The organism is Thalassospira profundimaris WP0211, from assembly GCF_000300275.1.
GTDB classification, from domain to species: Bacteria; Pseudomonadota; Alphaproteobacteria; order Rhodospirillales; family Thalassospiraceae; genus Thalassospira; species Thalassospira profundimaris.
Window position 1 is genome coordinate 267380 of sequence record NZ_AMRN01000004.1, and the last position, 19266, is coordinate 286645.

Sequence of the window (19266 nt, forward strand, 5' to 3'; positions counted from 1 at the left end):
AAACCGACAGGGGTTTTCTTTTATCAATACTGAAATCCGGACAAAAAGAACCCCGCCGGCGGGGGGCCAGGCGGGGCTGCAAGTTGCTACGGCCCAGGCTCAGGCCGCGGCGGTCAAAGCAGGATCAGCTGCTTTGAACTGGGATGTCTTAAGCAGCAGTGTCACCAGTATCGGCGGTGTCACCACTATCTGCTCCGTCACCGGTGTCACCACCCGTGTCACCTGTATCTCCGGCGTCACCTGTTTCACCCGTGGTGTCGCCGGTGTCTCCAGTGTCTCCGGTATCACCTGTATCCCCGGTGTCACCACCGGTATCACCGGTATCCGGCTCGCCATCATCTGGCGTATCACTGTCATCACCTGCGCCAGGCCCGGTCAGCTCTTTCCAGCCCTTGGTAATGATGTCGCGTTCGACATCCGGATCGACATCCGGACCGGTCGGCGCGCCAAACACCCGCTGGATCCCCGGCGGCAAAGCACCTGCAAGCCCCGGTGCATTTGCAATACCCGGCGGCATGCCTTTTTCACCAGTTACACCTTCTCTTGCAGAGGATGCACCACGTCCAACGCCCCCGGCCTGCATACCCAGACCCTTGGCATTGGAACGCGCGGCGGCACCTTTGCCTTGTGCTTCGGCACCATTACCTTTGCCGCCGCCATTACCACCACCGGCGTTACCACTGTTCCCCGGGCCGTCCGGGCCGCTGCGGCCATTTCCGCCGCCATTGCCGCCACCGTTACCGCCGCCAGGGCCATCATTTCCGTTACCGCCACCGCCACCGGGGCCGCCATTGCCGCCACCGTTGCCGCCACCGTTGCCGCCGCCGTTACCACCACCGTTGCCGCCGCCATTACCTTGACCTTGCGCAAAGGCACTTTTGCCTGCGACGTCAAACTGGGAAAGGTCAAGCGAGAGGGGCGTTACCACCAACGCAAAGGCGCCAAACCCGAGAATGCCCGCTGTCGTAATCCTGCTGCGCAGACTTTTCTTATTAATGGTCAACATTGTCAGCTCCACTTCCTTAGCAGTGAATTTCGCGTTCATTTGACAGGACAACGCACGGAGTTCGAATTTTCTTCCCGGCTGTCGAAATTATTTTTCACAATATTTTTTTCGGGGCCGAGGGAAGAAACAAGAAGGCCCCGTCGTTATATGTTCAACAAGACTGAAAAATTGCGCCTGCGATCATGAATGGGACGTCTGGTTTGGACACTGCTTTAAGACAAGAGCTTGCAGATCTTCTGCCACGCGCATTGCGGTTTGCGCGATCGCTGACGCGCGATGCTGTCGCGGCAGAGGATCTGGTGCAAACGGCATATGCAAAGGCGGTTGAACGGATCGAACAGTTCGAGCAAGGCACAAGGCTTGATAGCTGGCTGTACCGGATCATCCAGACAAGCTGGATCGACGAAAAACGCCGCGATCAACGCCAGGGAAATGTGGTTTCGTTTGAAGATGCACGTGACAGTGCCGTTCCGGGCATAAATCACGGTGGCACCGACAGGATGTTCTTGCAGGCAGCACTTGCGTCCCTTGCCGAGGAACAGCGGGCCGCCCTGACGCTGGTCCTGATCGAAGGATACAGCTATCGCGAAGCCGGCGACATTTTGGGCATTCCTGATGGCACGGTCATGAGCCGCGTCGCCAGAGCCAGAAGAACACTTGCCGCTCTGCACGATGATGACGGCGAGACAATAAACAAGGACAGCATTTACAGAGGTTCGTCATGAGCAAACAACTTGAAGATCGCGACTACGTTTTGCTGTCTGCCTATATTGATGGCGAACTGGCCCCGACGGAATGTCGCGAGCTGGAAGACAGAATTGCCAAATGCCCGGCCATGACCCGTCAGTTCAACATCATGGCGGGACAATCGGTCGTTTTGCGCAATCAATCTGAGCGCCTTCTGGCCGATCGGGTTTATCCGCAGCTGTCCCAGGACATCGAAGATATCCTTGATCAGAAAAAGACACCGACAAAACACTTCGTTCCCAAAAGCGACGTCGATGCACGGCCGCGCACCGTTGCAAACAACAATACACCGATCTGGACTGGAATTGGTGCGGCGGCTGCTGTGCTGCTGGCGTTTGTTGGCGGCAACTGGTTTAACGAAAATGTCCGTGATGCGGCTGTTGGCACCCTGGCATCAAACGATGCACAGATGTTTTCCTATTCGCCGGTCAACAACCCTTTGCTTGATGAACAAATCAGCATGACGCTGGAAGAAACGCTGAGCGGCGATATTCGCCAAGTCTCGCTGGGGGCAGCGGAGAACAGTGCCGGCACCATCAAGATTGAACCGCTCAGAACCTTCCGTCAGGGGACGCGTTTCTGCCGGGAATATCATGTCACGTTCCCGGCTGACCGCCTTGAAAGTGGCCCGGACGGGTTCTTTGGCCGGGCTTGCCGCACAGAGGATGGCCAGTGGGAAACAGTTTACCGGCTGATCCCGGGTGTCGATCTGCCGGACCTTGGCAGCTCTGATGACACACTGCCCAAACAAAAGCTTTGAGTAAATCGACAGCGATGAGGGGCTCCTCGTCGCTGTCGGTGTTTTTTTAACCGCAACAACCAAGCGATAAGAACCAGGACGTTAACGACCTGACAAAATGAATAAGCAGGATCAGAAACGATCGGGTTCTACGACGCTCAAGGCTGGCTCGGAAGATATCTGGCCGTTGGAATATGGCGACCACGTTCGTATTTCGACCCGGTCATCCAATACGGATCCTGTCACCGGTGAAGTAAACGAATATGACCAATGGCTGACCTGCACGGTACCCGCAACCGAAACGGTCGAGGTGCCCGCAGGCACGTTTGACACCTACGTTATCGAGTGTTCACGCTATTACAAACAGTGGTGGATGCAGACAACCAAATGGTGGTACGCGCCGGAAATCGGCTTTTATGTCAAACGTGACCGTTCATGGAATTCCGGCGAGGACCATAGCGAGGAACTGGTGACATATGGCCCTGCCCCGGCAAAAATTGCAAAATCCGCACAGGACCTTTTGGCAAGAACTGTTCAGCAATCGCTTGAAACCAATAATTCCGGCGATGCGAAAACAGCATCCATCGGTGCACTTGATATCGCGGTGACCCCGCTCAAAACCGTGCAGACGGATAAAGGCGTCTGGTGCAGGACCTATCGTCAGGAACTCACCGCACGCAACCGTACCAGCAGCCAAATCAAATCGGCCTGCCGCACAAATGATGGCTGGGTACTTGAGGATGATGTACCGGATCTGGCCACGCAATGACGTGAACCAGTCCGCTGGATAAAAGTCAAAACTGCGACCTCGGAATTCCCCCGCCCATATTTTGGCGGGGGATTTTTGTTCTTACTTGCTGATTTTGTCCCGAACGATCACCAGGACCCACTGCCCGCCAGATATCTCAATCAGCAATAGATTATCCCACAACGAGCGCGTATCATCTGTTTGTCTTCATTTGCCGGAAACAGACGCCCACAGGGCTCCATGATCCGCTAAATGGACAATTTTCCGGGTATGCACGTCGGGGGGACGGCAATGACCTATCTTCAAAATCACACGATACTATCTTCGGGCGACCTTGATGAGGTCCGGGAGTCGATCAAAAACCTTGCGTCACGACACGATCTGGATGTCAAAGGGCACAACGCAGAGTTTAACGCCCGCGTCGCCGCCGTGGAGTGTGATGACATCAGTCTGATGCATGTCGCATTCGGAAATTCAAGACTGACGGTCGAATCCTCCGAAGAAGATGATGATGGCCTGCTGTTATATATTGTCACGTCTGGTGCGGGTGTGGCGCAGCATTGCGGGCAAGAATTGGAATTCTTCCCCAATGCGGGGTTCATGCGTGATTTGGCCGCACCAGTCAGCGCCACAGAAGATAACTTTAGCGCCTTTGTCCTTCGTTTATCGAAAGACAAACTCAAAAACTATACCCGTTCGGTGGTTGGCGAAGATGTTGAATTAAATGGATTGCGGTTCGACCCTGTGATTGATCCCACCACACCGGGCTGGAACGTTTTCTGCAATACAGTCCACTATGTCGCCGAAGCGCTCGACGGGCCTTTGCGTGAATTGCATAACCCGATCGTCACGACCCAGATGAAAGACATCCTGGTCGCACAATGTCTGAGCCTGTTGCCCAACAGTTATCAGGACATTGTGAATGGCCGCACCGTCACCGAAGTTGTGCCCTATTACATTAAACGTGCACGTGATTACATTCACGCCCATGCGGACAAGAAACTGGGACTTGCCGATATTTCGGCTGCGGCCGGATGCGGCTATCGCGGGCTGCAAAAAGGTTTCATGGACGCCTTTGGCATCACGCCGATGGCTTATTTACGTGTTGTGCGTTTGAAACGCGTCCGGGCCATTTTGATGGCGGAACCATACGGAAAAACCGTCTCTGAAATCGCAAGGCAATGGGGCTTCACCCATATGGGCCGATTTGCGCAGGATTATCATCGGGAATTCGGCGAACTTCCGTCTGAGACAATCCGCAAACACGGCTGAAATTCGCCCCCGACATCCGAAAAGCGCCCTCAGTATCCACTAAGCGCAGCAAACGTACCATACCATCCAATTACATGTATCCTTATCGGCGTCGCTGCTCAATTCTCCGTGCGGGGAATGGGCCGTCATGCCTTTGTTTTCAGACATGACGGAGAGTGGGGGAACACTCTGATAACAGGACAGTCCTGAAATTGGTCAGGACTGTCCACCCAACGACAATCAAAGCGATGACCTTGCTCCGAAGAGACTTGGTGTGTCGCTGATTGATCGGCTGCAAGGTAAGCGGTTACGATTTCCATACTTCTTCTCATCCCCAACGCAGTCCACGCGGCACACCTCATGGGATGTGCCCAGTGAACCTGCCTGCTGAATGGCCGGCGGGCGGAAAATTTACATAACAAGCGTTGTTTGGTTGAGGAAAGATCGATGGGAAGCCGTATTAAGTCTGGCTGCATACTCTGGCGGGCGTTGATCGTCCTGATTGCAGGGTTCGTCAGTATTCTGGCAAGCACTTCAGAGGTAAAGGCGCAGCAGACGCAAGCTGCCTTTACAGGAACAGGGCGCGCTCTTTGTGGCGCAATGGATTTGCGCACAAACACCCTTTTGGGGGCTTGCGGCTTTGCATCGGCAACGAAAACAGGCAAGGCTGTTGGTGAATGCCCGCGGGGATCCTTCTTCGATATCGGCACCTGGTCCTGTTTCTCATGCCCAAGTGGTTACAATCGAACCGGTTTTGCGGTGGACACGCCGAAGGCATGTTCAAAGCAGGTTTCAGCAGAATATAAACGCGCAACCCGCGTCGGCGCACACAAATCCTGCCCGAGAGGATCTTTCAAAGATCTTCGTAATGGCGGTGAATGCTGGTCATGCCCAGCCGGATTTGGCCGTACCTTGTCAGCCGTGAATGAATGGGATGCTTGCGGTAAAATCTTTGAATCAGCACGTCGGGCCGAATTCATTGACCGGGTTTGCCCAGAAGGTTCGTTCCCGGATCTGAATGGCAGTTGTTATACCTGCCCTGACGGATATCGCCGTACGGCGGCTGCGGTCAGCGCGCACAATGCCTGTTTCCGCAATGAAAGCCTGGTGGCTGCAGAAAAAATAACTGCGCTGACCTGTAAAGCTGGCGAACATTTCGACTTTGTCGATGGCGGCACTTGCTGGTCATGTCCGGATGGGTCTGTAAGATCTGTTCACAGCGTCAAAACGAATAAAGCCTGCGAATACACAAATATGCGTTGGGAGTCGGCCAAACGGACGCCAAACGGACTGTTTGGCTTGCCTGGTGCGCACGAAATTGTCGCCCAAGTCATCACCGAACGCACTAGAATTGAAGCCACGATCGAAAAGTTCATCACAGACTCCAAGATGAACAACAACGACGCCGAGGAGTATCGCGTCGGCGTTTGGAAACAGATTAAAAACGAGCCAGAAGCTTCACTGGAGCTCAAAGGCGCGGTTTACAATTACCTGTATGACGTCATCAAACGCGGCGCCAAAACCAAGCCCGAACAAGACATGGTCAACTATCTGGCAACCTATGTTCAAGACTCCCGCAAGCTAACGGCGTCAGAGATGAGCAATGTCTGGGAGAGCTGGCAGCGCGGCAGAGAGGCCTGGCGAAAATCGCGCGGAACCAATTTGGCTTCGGCATATGATACCGGTGTAAAACCGCCAGATACTACCTTGGCAGCCAAGGAAGTAATGCACCTCGGGCCCGCTGCGGGTATCGGTTTGATCTATCTTGCTGGCTTTACAGCTGAGGCAGTGTCCCCAGCATTTGCCCAGGCTGCGTCCCGAATTGCTCTGCAAATCCTGCCTTATCGTTTCAAGGAGATTTCGCAAGGCGTCGTTGTGAGTAGCGCTGGGTTCGCTGGCGCTGCAGTCGCGCCACTGGTGGTTTTGACCGCCGCTTCTGTCATTGCGTCTTTCGCAACCGAAATTGCGCTGGAACAGAACAAACAAGAAGCAATCGTCAAAGACGCAGTCGCGGTCGCACAGCGTCCGGTCAATCTCGCCCGTCTGCTCAAAACGGATGATGGCCGAAACGAAGTCGCAGGCAACTGGGCCCTGATGACCCAGGAGCCCGTCAAGCCGAACACACGGATCTGGGCACAATTGATGCCGGCTGAAAAGGCAACGGGTACCGACGATTACAGCGTGACGTTGGACAACGGCAATGTTGTTGTCGGGAACTTCGAAACCGATAGTGTTGTCGATGGCGGCCAAAATAATACGAATAATGATACGATCACGTTAAGCCAGATTGAATCGACCGGTACAGCCGGCGCTGCTGGTCGTGCAACGAATTGGGACTTGATCCCGGGGGACGCCACCGATGTTGCGATCGGCACGGATGGAACCACCTATGTCATCGGTGTAAGCAAAGCCGGTGGCGGCTATGAAATCTTCAAGCGCGCCAAGACGGCAAAAAGATGGATCAAAATGGCCGGTGCGGCAGTCCGTATCGCTGTTTCAGATAAAGACGCATGGGTCGTCAACGATGCGGGCCTGATATTCGCCCAATCAGGAACAAAATGGCGGCAAATCCCCGGCCCGGCGGCACAAGATATTGGCGCCAGTGCCAACGGGGTTTGGATTACCGCCGTTGACAACACCATCCATGTCCGGAATGGGAACCGCTGGCAAAAACTTCCGGGAACGGCAACACGGATCGACATTGATCAGAATGGTCGACCGTGGGTCGTAAACAAAAATGGCGATATCTTTGTCCATGACAACAACAAGAAGTGGCAAAAGCTTCCGGGCGCGGCTGTTGATATCGCGGTCGATATCCCGGGTGCGGCGTTGATCATTGGCACGGACGGCAAAACCTACCTGTTTAATGCCGCCAAGCAAGACTGGGATCCGATTGTAGACGAAACGGACTCTCGTGCGATTGGTGCTGGCGATGGTCAGGTATGGCGGCTGACCAAAAACAATAAAATCTATCAAATGCAGTAGCCGGTCACGGGTTGGGGCTCATCGGGGCCCCAACCCGCCCGCACGCCGAATTTATGCACCTAGCGTGCACAAGAAACATCAGGAATAGGTATTTGATGCGGTTGTTTATGACGTCTCTTCGCAGCACGGTTGCGGTTTGTGCCTTGGTGACTTTGGCAGGGTGCCAAACACTGTCTTTAAACAACACACCAACCAGAACGGACAATCAGTTTGTTGTTAATTCCGGGGTCGAGGCGGATGCTGTTTCGGAACTGGTGCACGCAAGCAATCTGGCCCTGGAAGCCCGGAAAATGGATGAAGCATCACGCCTGATCAATCTGGCCTTGAAGCTTGATGTTACCAATCCGGATTTGCAGTTTCTCAATGGCTTGACCTACCACCTGATGGGGGTGCAGGGCGACGCCAGCAAGTTTGATCTGGCAGAGCAAGGCTACAAACAGGCGCTTAAATTCGATCCGGGTAACCTGTCGGCCAGTTACCAGTTGGGCCTTTTGTATATGGACCAACGGCGCTATGGCCTTGCGCAGGCCTATTTTGCCGCGGTCGCCCTTCATCGCGGTGATGACCCGGCGGTACTGTATAGTCTGGCTTCGGCGTCATACTACGCGCGTGATCCCCTAACCGCGGAAGCCGCGTTAAAACGTTTGATGGATGTGGCACCCGAGGCCAAACAACAGCCCGAAGTGCTCAAAGCTGCGGCATTGTCTTTGGCAGCAATGGACGACCGAACAGGCGCGTCGGCATTTTTGGCAGCCTATCGCAAGGCGGTTCTGGGACCGGAAAACATCGAATATCTCGAACGTCGCGTTCAAGGGTGGCAGTCGTTTTATGACAGTGACGCCAAGGTCATGTTGGCGCAGTATGGAAATGATCCCTATGGCAGCACCGATCCTTATGGCTCGGCAAATCCATACGGCGCCCAAGATCCTTACGGTTCCAGCAATCCTTACGGCGCAGCAGCAGCGCCGGATCCCTATGCCGCTCAGCAGCAAGATCCATATGGTGCGGCAAACCCTGCACAACAGGGCTTTGCAGATACCGGCATGGTGGTCGTGGATGTGGTCCTGATCGGCACACAGGAAGATGTCCGTAATTCGCGCGGCATCAACCTGTTGAACGGGTTGCAGTTGCAGTTCGGCGACCCGCTCAGCGGAACGTCCGGATTTGGCTATGAATCAACACGGACCAAGGATTATCTGAACACCGGGCTGGAACAAAGTACGCAAACAATTACCCGGGCCATCAGTATTCCTGCTGTGACGTACTCGCTCAATATTGCCAACTCCGCCGATGCCGACAATCAGGTTCTGGCCAAACCGAGCTTGGTGGCCCAGACCGGGCAAACGTCGGAGTTCTTCTCAGGCACGGAAATTCTGGCCGCTGCCGTTTCCGGCGGCAATGGCGACAGTGTTTCGGTACAAAAAGAGGTTGGCGTCAAACTGGCCGTCACGCCGGAAATACTGCCCGATGACATGATCCGATTGCACGTGGTTGCGGAACGTACCTTCCTGACCGACCCGTCCAATTCGGTTGTGTTTGAATTCCGTCTCGATACCACCAAAACCAATGTCAATTCGACCGTCACCATGAAGTTTGGCGAGACGCTTGTTTTGGGTGGCCTCAGCGAACGCGAAACATCCAAATCAGCCGATGGCGTACCGGGCTTGATGGATATACCGATTGTCAATTTGTTGTTCTCACAGCGCATTGAACGCCAGTTCGAACGATCTGTATTGATCCTGATGACGCCACGCCGTCCGCTTTATGCCCGTCGGGCTCAGGAAGACCGTGACGTCATGATCGAAGAAATGTCGGATCTTGAACGGGACATCGAACGTCTGGAAAACCGTCACAAGGATTGGTTTACGCCGCGTGCAACCTTCAGCGAAGTCATTGAAAAGCTTCAGGGGCGCGAATTCTTCGAAGAGTTCAGGAATGGAGATGTGAAAATTCAGTCTTGGCAGAACGACGAGAACGGCCAGCAACATATCGCGATGGTGCGTGACCGGTTGCTTGGTCTATAGCTTTTTGTATTCGGAGACTGCGATGCGAAATCGTCCAATGACACCGCTCATCATGCGGTTCTGTCTGGTTTTGTACTGTGTTGCCTTTACGACAGTTCATCCGATCACCGGCGCACACGCGCAAGATAGCGCCCCATCATCAAACTGGACCCGTTTGCCCGGCACGGCTGTTGATATCTCGATCAACAGTGACGGGCAGGCCTATGCCGTTGCCCCGGATGGCACGCCGTGGCGCTGGGATGCGATAGAACAGCGTTGGCGCAAAATGTCGGGCAATTTTGTGCGTATTTCCGCAGCCGAGGGAAATCGCCCCTGGGCAATCAGCGCCGACGGCGTAGTTTATCGCTATAACGGGCTGTGGTGGGAAAACAAGGACACCGACGTTGCCGATGTTGCCGCCGATACGCAAGGCAATGTCTTTATTGCCAAAGTCAGTGGCGAAATCAAAAAATGGTACCCCTTGCGCAGTGAATGGCGGCCGATCGACGGCAGTGCGTATCGCATTGCACTCGACAGGACGGGAAATCCATGGGCGGTGGCGCGCGATGGCGGCATTCGGTCCTATGACGGTAAGACCTGGACCACCATGCCCGGTCGTGCCCTCGACATTGCGATTGCCGGTAACGGTACGGTTGTAATTGTCGATGCCGAAGGTCAGATCAGGACCTGGAATGCAACACAACGCAGTTGGCGTATTGTCGCCGGTGTCACTGGTGCGACAGCCACCGCCGCCACACCCGATGGTGGGCCGTGGGCGGTTGTCGCCGGTGGTGCCATCATGGCAACGACATTGCTGGTTGCACCGGAAAAAATCAAAACCGAAGAAGGCCGGGCACCGGAAATTCGCGCGCCCGATGCCGTCGCCCCTGTTGATAGTGCGCCCGCGGCAATTGCCCCGGATGTCACAGCCCCGCCCCTGCCCCCAGCAGCAGCTGTTGCACCACCCGCAGCACAAGCAGCACCATCAACGGCACCAGTCGCGGTAGCAACTGGCGCCTCCGCGTCACCCGTGACACCAACTGCAGGTGCAGGTGCGCAAGGCACTAGCCGAACCGTGGCCCCGTCAACCGGGGACGATCCCGGTCTTGATCCGACGACCGTAACAACGACTGAGGACATTACCTTTACCAACACCCGCGAGAACGCCACGGCTTTGGCAATCGGTCGGGATGGAAGTGTGTTTGCTTTGAACGCGGCCGGAAGTGTTTTCCGCTGGTCCAACAGCCGCAAAAGCTTTGAAGATTTTCCGGGAACACTGGTGCGTTTGGCAGTCGATGCAAATGGCGACCCTTGGGGAATTTCCACCTTGGGCCGGGTATTTCGTCATACCGGAAAACTGTGGAAGCAAATCCCCGGTGCAACCGGTTCAGACATTGCGATTGGCGGGGACGGATCGGTTGTCATTGCCGATGCCAGCGGAAGCCTATCCAAGCTTAATGAGGCCATGACACGGTTTGATCGCATTCCCGGTCAGGGCATCTTGGTTGCAGTCGCCCCGGACGGAACCCCATGGACAATTCGGTCTGACAACCTTGTCCAGCAGTGCGAACAATCACCGTGTGAGGTTTTATCGCAAAAGGCCAAAAGTATCTCGATCGGTCCGGATGGCAGCGTTTATGTCGTTTCCGCCAATCAATTCCTGATGCGTTTGGGCGCGGATGGCAAAACCTTTGAAGTCGTTCAAACGCCGGGTCACATCGCGGAAAGTGTCGCGGTCGGCCCCAATGGCTATCCCTGGGTTGTTACAACTGACACTGTTGTGCTTGCATCAAAGTTCTTTGAGCGTGACGAACAGAATGATCGCCTTGTTGCGGCCTCAACCGTCGGGGATACCACCGGCAGTGGCGATACCGCGGCTGTTGTGGATGTTACATCCCCAAGCGCCTTTACGTTTTCAAAAAACATAACTTTTGAAACATTCACCGCGGACCTCAATACGATTGATGAAATTGCCGTCGGACAAGATGATGTTTTCTACCTGTATGGCGCACCCTTAAATCAGGGAGCAAACCAGTTCCAGAAGTTCAACACCAAGACCAAGAAGCTCGAACAAGTCACCCTGTCCTTTAACCAGAATGTCGAGAAGTTTGATGTTGCGACTGATGGCAGCATCTGGACGAACGGAAACAGTTCGAACTCGATCTATAAGCTGTCATCAACGGGAACGATCCAGCGGACCTATTCGGTAACGTCGGGCAACATTCAAAATATATCGATTGGTCCGGATGGCACGGTTTATGTCGTCATCAGCGGCAAGCTTTATCACCTTAAACCCGGAACCAATGCCTTTACCAAATTCAGCAATGACGACGTGCGCAAGGTGGCTATTGGCCGTGCAGGTGATTTGTGGATCGCGGACAACAATAACATTGTTCAGCAGTACACCGGCACAAGGTTTGAAAACCGCCCTTTGGGTCAAAGTGTAACTGTCGAAGACATAGGTGCCGGGACGGATGGCAGTGTCTATGTCACCCTGTATGAAAACAATGCGTACGTTTTGAAAAAATGGAATGCGACAAACGGCTCGTTTGACAAGGTTAACAACGTAACTGCCGACAGGGTGGATGTGTTGTCAGATGGCCGTCCCTGGATCACGAATACCAGTTCCAGTACCGACGTTAAACGCGCCAAGGACTAGGTTTCATTCGCTTCGCATTCATCACGAAGTGAAATGAAAAACGCCCTGACCATTCATGTGGCTCAGGGCGTTTTGCCAGATCGTCCAGATCGTATTTTATCAGGTCTCTGGCGTCAGGACGCAGCCTTGCGGACAAAATTGCCACGCTGGTAATCTTCAAACGCCTGCATCAATTCCTGTTTGCTGCTCATGACAAACGGGCCATAGCGCACGACCTCTTCATGGATCGGACGTGCGGCAATCACCAGCATCCGGCCCCCCTCGGCACCGCCTTTAAGGGTCACACCATCACCGTCTTTCAAAATTGCCAGATGATGGGTCGGGACATCTTTGCCGCCAACAACCGCATCGCCGATAAAGACATACACCACCGCGGTGTGCCCTTCGGGCAGCGGGACGGTGATTTCCGCACCGGCATCAAGTTTGGCATCAACAAAGACCGGATCGGTCGAAATACCGTTGATCGGGCCGGTTGCGCCATGCATCGATCCGGCCAGAAGGCGCAGCTGCGCCCCATCCACCGGGGAGATTTCCGGCAGTTCATCGGGCTCCATATTCTGGTAGCGCGGATCGATCATCTTGTCCTTGGCCGGCAGATTGATCCAAAGCTGAAAGCCCTGCAAAAGGCCGTTTTCCTGCTCAGGCGTTTCGGAATGCACAATCCCGCTACCGGCGGTCATCCACTGTCCACCCCCCGAACGCAAAATGCCCTCATTGCCCATGCTGTCCTGATGGCGCATCGCCCCTTCGACCATATAGGTCACGGTTTCAAAGCCGCGATGGGGATGTTCCGGGAAGCCTGCGATATATTCGTCCGGGTTGTCGGTCGAAAGTGAATCAAGCATCAGGAACGGGTCAAGCATATCAAGCTGCGGCGTCCCAATCGACCGTCGCAGCGACACGCCCGCACCATCAGATGTATCCATCGCGCGCAAGATACGTTCAACACCGCGTGCGTTTTTCACAGACTCAGACATTTCAAAACTCCTCTGCCTGTTGGCATTCTTGCCAGACAACATTTCATACCCCGCATGGTCGCACAAAACTGTCGCCAAACAAGGCCCAATCAGGCACCTGATTGTTTATCAAATCGCAACAAAAAAGGCAGCGCAGGAACCCTGCACTGCCTTGATCAGATCAGACGACTTGAAAATCAGCCTGCAAGTTTGGCGGCAAGTTCTGCCACGTGCTTGCCCTGGAATTTGGCGACATCAAGCTCGTTCTGGGAGGGGGTACGTGAACCATCGGCACCCGCAAGCGTACCGGCACCATAAGGCGAACCACCGGTGATTTCGTCCATATTGGTCAGGCCAGCACAGCTGTAAGGCACACCGACAATCACCATGCCCTGATGAAGCAAGGTGGTATGGGTCGAGGTGATGGTGGTTTCATGACCACCATGCTGGGTGCCGGTCGAGGTGAAGACAGAACCGATCTTGCCGATCAATTTGCCTTCGGCCCAAAGACCACCGGTCTGGTCAAGGAAGGTGCGCATCTGGCCTGGCATGTTGCCAAAACGGGTCGGCACACCAAAGATGATCGCGTCATATTCCGGAAGATCGGAAACCTCGGCAACCGGGGCAGCCTGATCAAGCTTGGCACCTGCGCCCTTTGCGACATCTTCGGGCATGGTTTCAGGAACACGTTTGACATCAACATGCGTCCCGGAAACACCGCGTGCGCCCTCGGCAACGGCGTTGGCCATGGTTTCGATATGACCATACATCGAATAATAAAGTACCAGTACTTTCGCCACGTCATCCTCCTTGGTTGAACTTCGTCGGCTTGCATAGTGACTTAAGAATGCACCCCTGATAACGGCCAGCTTGGAAACAGTCTGTTCGTTATCGGATGCGAGCCCGATCAGGCATCAGGATCAAGCGTCGGGATTCCGGGCCAGATACTGCACGACCTGATCGGGGAAGTCGGTGAAAATGCCATCAATTCCGGCATCATCAAAAATGGCCTTGAGCGCGATCTGCATATCCCCCGCCCATTTCGGCAACTGATCGGCGCGCAGGGTATAGGGATGAACCTTCAATTGCGCACGCTGGGCGGCAATCAGGGTCGGTGTCATGATCGCAGTGCCGTTTTCGCTCAGGCCTTCAATAACTTGCGGCAACCACGGCCCGATACCATCAACAACACTGGCCATCTCGGTGATGCCGTCGTCAGATTTCAGATAATCGTAATCGGTTCCCTCTGGCGCGCCCCAGCGGTTTTCACCGATAAGCTGCACCAGCTTGCCCTGATAGTTAAGCTCTTGGCGGATACGCTTGGTTTCAGACCAGTCAAAGCACTGCACAAAGGCATTTGAGTCCGGGTTATTATACCCCCACGTCTCCATCACCGCGATCACGGTTTTGGCAATGTCCTGGCCTTCCGCACGATGAAATGCCGGGTCCTTGATTTCCGGATAGATGCCAACATTACGCCCAGTGGAGTGGTTCAGTCCGCGGATCAGTTTAATCTCTTCTTCAAGGGTCGGGATCTTGAAGATGGCAAACTCAGCCGGAAAGCGATCGGCATAAACCTGCTTGCCGGTATCGGCCTTGAACCGTTCCGTCACGCTCAGTGTCTTGAGTTCGGCCAGTGTAAAATCAATCGCGTAATAACGCCCGTCTTCACGTTTGCGATCCGGGAATTTTTGCGCAACGTCGGTGGTGGTATCGATGTGGATGTCATGCAGGACGACGGGCACACCGTCCCTGGACAGAACAACATCCTGTTCGATGTAATCTGCCCCCATGCCATAGGCCAATGCCTTGGCTGGCAGGGTATGTTCAGGCAAATACCCCGATGCCCCGCGATGGGCGATCACCACCATTTCCTGATCAAGCGCCTGTGCATGGGCCGAATTGATTGCACCTGTAACAGGCATCAATGTGGCTGCGGCAAGTCCGCAAACAGCCAGCAATGTCGACTTGATCATTTTGCGTATCAGCATCAAGGGTATCCTTATCCAGTGTCCTTTTAAGCAAAGGACTATAGGCGCGGATTGGCAGCACAAAAACGCGTCAGCGCGTCTTGGATGCAATCTTCATGAAACTGTTACAGCAATGAACGCGGACCTAGCGGTTAAGTTCCCCGGTCATGCGATCAAGACCATCAAGGGTCAGGGGAAACATCCGGCCTTCCATCAGCTTGTGCATGATCTGAATTGATTGATGGTGCCGCCACCAGTTTTCCGGTTGCGGATTGATCCAGGCGGCATGTTCGAAATGATCCAGCAATCGGCCCATCCAAACCGCCCCTGCCTCAGCATTCCAATATTCCACCGCCCCGCCCGGATAGGTGATTTCATAGGGGCTCATGGTGGCATCGCCGACAATCACCAATTTATAGTCCGCGCCATAGGTATTGATCACATCCCAGGTCGACACCTGTTCGTTCCAGCGCCGCGCGTTATCTTTCCAAAGCCCTTCATAGGGGCAGTTGTGGAAGTAGTAATATTCAAGATGCTTGAATTCGGTTTTGACCGCGGAAAACAGTTCTTCACAGACCTTGATGTGATCATCCATCGATCCACCAACATCAAACAGCATCAAGACCTTGACCGCGTTGTGGCGTTCGGGGCGCATCTGAACATCAAGCCAGCCTTGGCGTGCGGTTGATGTGATTGTTCCGGGCAGGTCAAGCTCGTCTGCCGCCCCGGTCCTTGCCCATTTGCGCAAACGTCGCAAGGCGACCTTGATATTGCGCGTGCCGATTTCGACACTGTCATCAAGGTTCTTGAATTCTCGCTTGTCCCAGACCTTGACCGCTCGGCGATGGCGGGATTTATCCTGCCCGATCCGCACCCCTTCGGGGTTATAGCCATAAGCGCCAAACGGCGATGTCCCGGCCGTACCGATCCATTTATTGCCGCCCTGATGACGGCCCTTTTGCTCTTCCAGACGCTGTTTAAGCGTCTCCATCAGTTTTTCCCAACCGCCAAGGGCTTCGATCTCGGCCTTTTCTTCATCGGTCAGGAATTTCTCGGCAAGCTTTTTCAGCCACTCTTCAGGGATTTCAGTCTTCTCGACCTCGTCCATTCCCTCGGCAAGGTCGATCACGCCCTTGAAATGTTCGGAAAACACGCGGTCGAACTTATCAAGGTGGCGTTCATCCTTCACCAGCGCAGACCGCGCCAGATAATAGAAATCCTCCACCGAATATCCGGCCAGTCCCTTTTCCACCGCCTCAAGCAATGTCAAATATTCGCGCAAACTGACCGGCACGCGCGCATCTTTCAGCTTATAGAAAAAGCCGGTGAACATCGGGATTAACGCCCTTCGCGCCGTGCCATGAAGGCAAGCCGCTCGAACAGATGCACATCCTGCTCGTTTTTCAAAAGCGCCCCATGCATCGGGGGCACGGCGGTTTTGGCATCCTTGGCGCGAAGCGCCTCGGGCGGCAGGTCTTCGGCCATCAAAAGCTTCAACCAATCAAGAAGCTCGGAGGTTGACGGCTTTTTCTTGAGCCCCGACACATCACGCATGTCGTAAAACAGGTTCAATGCCTCAGCCACCAGACGTTTCTGGATGCCGGGGTAATGCACCTCGATGATTTCGGCCATGGTGTCTGCATCCGGGAAGCGGATGTAATGGAAGAAACAACGACGTAGGAACGCGTCTGGCAGTTCCTTTTCATTGTTTGAGGTGATGATTACAATCGGCCGGTTGGTGGCTTTGACCATCTGCTGGGTCTCGTAAACAAAGAACTCCATGCGATCGAGTTCCTGAAGCAGGTCATTGGGGAACTCGATATCGGCCTTGTCGATCTCGTCAATCAGAAGGACGGGCGCTTCGCCGTCGGCTTCAAACGCCTCCCACAGCTTGCCCTTGACGATGTAATTGCCGATGTCATGGACACGCTCGTCGCCCAACTGACTATCACGCAGGCGCGACACCGCGTCATATTCATAAAGGCCCTGTTGGGCGCGCGTTGTGGATTTGATCGACCACGTGATCAGTTTCTTGCCCAGCGATTTTGCGATTTCTTCGGCCAGCACCGTCTTGCCCGTGCCCGGTTCACCCTTGACCAGAAGCGGTCGCTGCAACGTGATCGCGGCATTGACCGCCACCATCAGATCTTCGGTCGCGACGTAATTTTCCGTACCCTGAAACTTCATTTTTGCCCTGCAACACAAGTTGACGTTTGCGTTAACCTAGGGCGTCCAACTGATTTGAGCAAGGGCACAAACACCGCACAGCTTATGCGTTGTTGCGCTTGAGTGCCTGAGCCGGACTTTCGCCATACCAGTCGCGATAGGACCGTGAAAAGTTGCTGACATGGTTAAAGCCAACCGCTGCTGCGACCTGTTTGACGGTGAAATCACGCGATGCCAGCAATTCCCGGGCCCGCTCCATCCGCTTGGAGCGGATAAAGTCCGCACAGCTTTTGCCCGTCTCAAGCTTGAATAGGCTGTTAAGGCGGCTTTCGGTCATGCCGCCCGCATCTGCCAACTGCGCAACCGAGACCGCGGCCGCCAGATCGCAAGTGATTTTGGCAATCGTGTCTTCGATTACCGTCTTTTCAAGAACGCTTGGTTCCGGCGTCTTTTCGCCATCGTGATGCAGCAGGCAATAGGCATCAATCATCTCGGCCAGAAACAGGGTTGATAAACCTTCAAGCTTGAACTTGCGCCCAACGCCGGTCGCTTGGGCGGAGAACATCGCACTGACGATGCTTCTGATCTTGTTGTTAAGCCCAAGCGCCCTGACTTCAATCACGCTTTGATCATCGGACAGATAGGGATCAAGTGGTGCTGGCAGATCATCGCCAAACTTGGCACGCAGCGCATCAAGCCCGATGGTAACGCCCGCATGGCGGATCATTTGTCCACCGGGCAAAAAATAGCGTGTACCGGGTCGGTCGACGCGCATCATCAAACCAATCTCGGGCGACATGGTATGTTTGCCGCCATCCGGGCAATCAAAATCAAGGTCGCCGAGAATATTGACAGATCCGGCAAGCCAGCCCGGCGGCAAAGCGTTTTGAACATCAAATCTGGAATCCTCACGGACATTCAATTCCGCACGGTGCAAACAGATGCCGTTGCCGAAATCGATCCGTTCCAGACGCCCGGTCACACCGGGCAATTCAAACAGTTCACCATCGGCAAGCCTCAGTTCACCGATACCGCCTGCGTTGTCCCGATCCGAAAACATATCAAACGCGTCGTCCGCGCTCTGACCGGTCTCCTGCATACTCTGCCCGTTCCACTATTTTTGCCTGCGCTTTGATTGGCCTATCTGCCGAAATCACCGATAGTCCTTTGTTTTTGTTGTTATTGCGTCCAACACTTGCATGTGGTCGTCCCGATGCCAAGCGCCTTTTGACCCTCTTCGCAAACCTGCACGTTTGGACAGTATTTATTTCGAATTTAGAAGCTATTCTACTCTGATAAAAAACTAGGGGCAGTCATGAGCAAATTTTTACTGAGTTTCAGCGCACTATTGTTTCTGACCGGCTGTGTGGCGACATCTGGCGGTCAATTTCAAACCCAATTTCCAATCGGAAAAGTATTCCGCGAGAAGGTTGAACTGCCGCAAGGTGACGTCATCTTGCCCGAAGGAGAGTGGAAAGTTCTTGCGACAGACACCGGCCAAAACAACACTTATCACACGTTCGGTTCCGTCGCCCTTGGCCACATTGACAGCGATGGCTATCTTCGGGGACTGGTGACAGTGTCTACACCGCTGGACGTCGGACTTGGATATTCATTTTATTCGTCTTCATTTTGTGACCCGCAACCCAACCTGCTCTATCATAAAACAAATGCCAATGTTGATCTTGGGCGGCAAAGCTGCTTTGGCATCAAGAAGAAGACCATCAGTTCATTTGACAACTTTGCCGACTATATAAAAGTTGCAATGACAAATGCACGAGCGATGAACGTGGATCGCCCTTACGACATGCTTAGTGCGGCATTCAGGATCACACGCAGGAACAAGTTCCTATATGTCGAGTATGGCTTTGATTACCGCGAAAGCGCGGAAGAAATGCTGCCCGGCTATGCCAAAGGTCAGGATGTTTCTCTTACCCGCAAATTCTTCCCAGAAGAAAAGATAGAAAACGTTGATGCTGTGGTCCGTTGGGCAACAGCAAATGCAGACCGGATCGAGAAAACGTTTCTTGACTAGC

15 protein-coding genes are annotated in these 19266 nt (G+C 54.1%); 8 read left to right on the top strand and 7 right to left on the bottom strand.

All coding sequences use genetic code 11. The features are described from left to right. Positions 1-148 precede the first annotated feature (148 nt). Positions 149-1006 carry a hypothetical protein gene (locus tag TH2_RS21490; protein WP_008890332.1) on the bottom strand — a complete coding sequence of 286 codons (858 nt, stop codon included), beginning with the start codon at positions 1004-1006 and terminating at the stop codon, positions 149-151. Between the two features lie 200 nt (positions 1007-1206). Between TH2_RS21490 and TH2_RS10150 the strand changes: the two genes are divergently transcribed. From TH2_RS10150 to TH2_RS10180, 7 genes are all read left to right on the top strand, one after another. Next, the gene (locus tag TH2_RS10150; RefSeq protein WP_040823515.1) at positions 1207-1731 is read left to right on the top strand and encodes a sigma-70 family RNA polymerase sigma factor; all 525 of its coding nucleotides are present in this window, start codon (positions 1207-1209) and stop codon (positions 1729-1731) included. Further along, entirely contained in the window at positions 1728-2513 is a 786-nt protein-coding gene (locus TH2_RS10155; protein ID WP_008890334.1) for a zf-HC2 domain-containing protein, read from the top strand. Before TH2_RS10150 ends, TH2_RS10155 begins: the two co-directional genes overlap by 4 nt. Before the next feature lie 97 nt (positions 2514-2610). Beyond that, entirely contained in the window at positions 2611-3261 is a 651-nt protein-coding gene (locus TH2_RS10160; protein WP_008890335.1) for a TapB family protein, read from the top strand. A gap of 270 nt (positions 3262-3531) precedes the next feature. Continuing rightward, the gene (locus tag TH2_RS20555) at positions 3532-4512 is read left to right on the top strand and encodes an AraC family transcriptional regulator (protein ID WP_051007616.1); all 981 of its coding nucleotides are present in this window, start codon (positions 3532-3534) and stop codon (positions 4510-4512) included. 468 nt (positions 4513-4980) lie between these two features. Then, a complete protein-coding gene (locus tag TH2_RS10170) occupies positions 4981-7476 on the top strand; it encodes a tectonin domain-containing protein (protein ID WP_157194010.1) in 2496 nt (831 codons plus the stop codon). 107 nt (positions 7477-7583) lie between these two features. Next, positions 7584-9500, top strand: coding sequence for a type II and III secretion system protein (locus tag TH2_RS10175; protein ID WP_040823378.1), 1917 nt, complete (start codon positions 7584-7586; stop codon positions 9498-9500). 22 nt (positions 9501-9522) lie between these two features. After that, positions 9523-12138, top strand: a complete 2616-nt coding sequence (locus tag TH2_RS10180; RefSeq protein ID WP_157194012.1) for a tectonin domain-containing protein — start codon at positions 9523-9525, stop codon at positions 12136-12138. Positions 12139-12251: 113 nt separating this feature from the next. Here the strand turns inward: TH2_RS10180 and TH2_RS10185 are convergent, their stop codons facing one another. The 6 genes from TH2_RS10185 to TH2_RS10210 form a co-directional block, all read right to left on the bottom strand. Beyond that, on the bottom strand, positions 12252-13115 hold the full coding sequence (locus TH2_RS10185) for a pirin family protein (RefSeq protein ID WP_008890340.1): 864 nt from the start codon (positions 13113-13115) through the stop codon (positions 12252-12254). Between the two features lie 176 nt (positions 13116-13291). Then, positions 13292-13894, bottom strand: a complete 603-nt coding sequence (gene wrbA, locus TH2_RS10190; RefSeq protein WP_008890341.1) for an NAD(P)H:quinone oxidoreductase — start codon at positions 13892-13894, stop codon at positions 13292-13294. A 120-nt stretch (positions 13895-14014) separates the two neighbouring features. Continuing rightward, the gene (glpQ, locus tag TH2_RS10195) at positions 14015-15085 is read right to left on the bottom strand and encodes a glycerophosphodiester phosphodiesterase (protein ID WP_008890342.1); all 1071 of its coding nucleotides are present in this window, start codon (positions 15083-15085) and stop codon (positions 14015-14017) included. A 124-nt stretch (positions 15086-15209) separates the two neighbouring features. After that, positions 15210-16397, bottom strand: coding sequence for a vWA domain-containing protein (locus TH2_RS10200; RefSeq protein ID WP_008890343.1), 1188 nt, complete (start codon positions 16395-16397; stop codon positions 15210-15212). Positions 16398-16402: 5 nt separating this feature from the next. Next, positions 16403-17251 carry an AAA family ATPase gene (locus TH2_RS10205; RefSeq protein WP_008890344.1) on the bottom strand — a complete coding sequence of 283 codons (849 nt, stop codon included), beginning with the start codon at positions 17249-17251 and terminating at the stop codon, positions 16403-16405. Between the two features lie 82 nt (positions 17252-17333). Next, entirely contained in the window at positions 17334-18329 is a 996-nt protein-coding gene (locus TH2_RS10210; RefSeq protein ID WP_008890345.1) for a helix-turn-helix domain-containing protein, read from the bottom strand. 216 nt (positions 18330-18545) lie between these two features. On the opposite strand from TH2_RS10210, the gene TH2_RS10215 reads away from it, so the two are divergent. Beyond that, positions 18546-19265, top strand: coding sequence for a hypothetical protein (locus TH2_RS10215; RefSeq protein WP_008890346.1), 720 nt, complete (start codon positions 18546-18548; stop codon positions 19263-19265). The last annotated feature ends 1 nt before the right edge of the window (position 19266 follow it).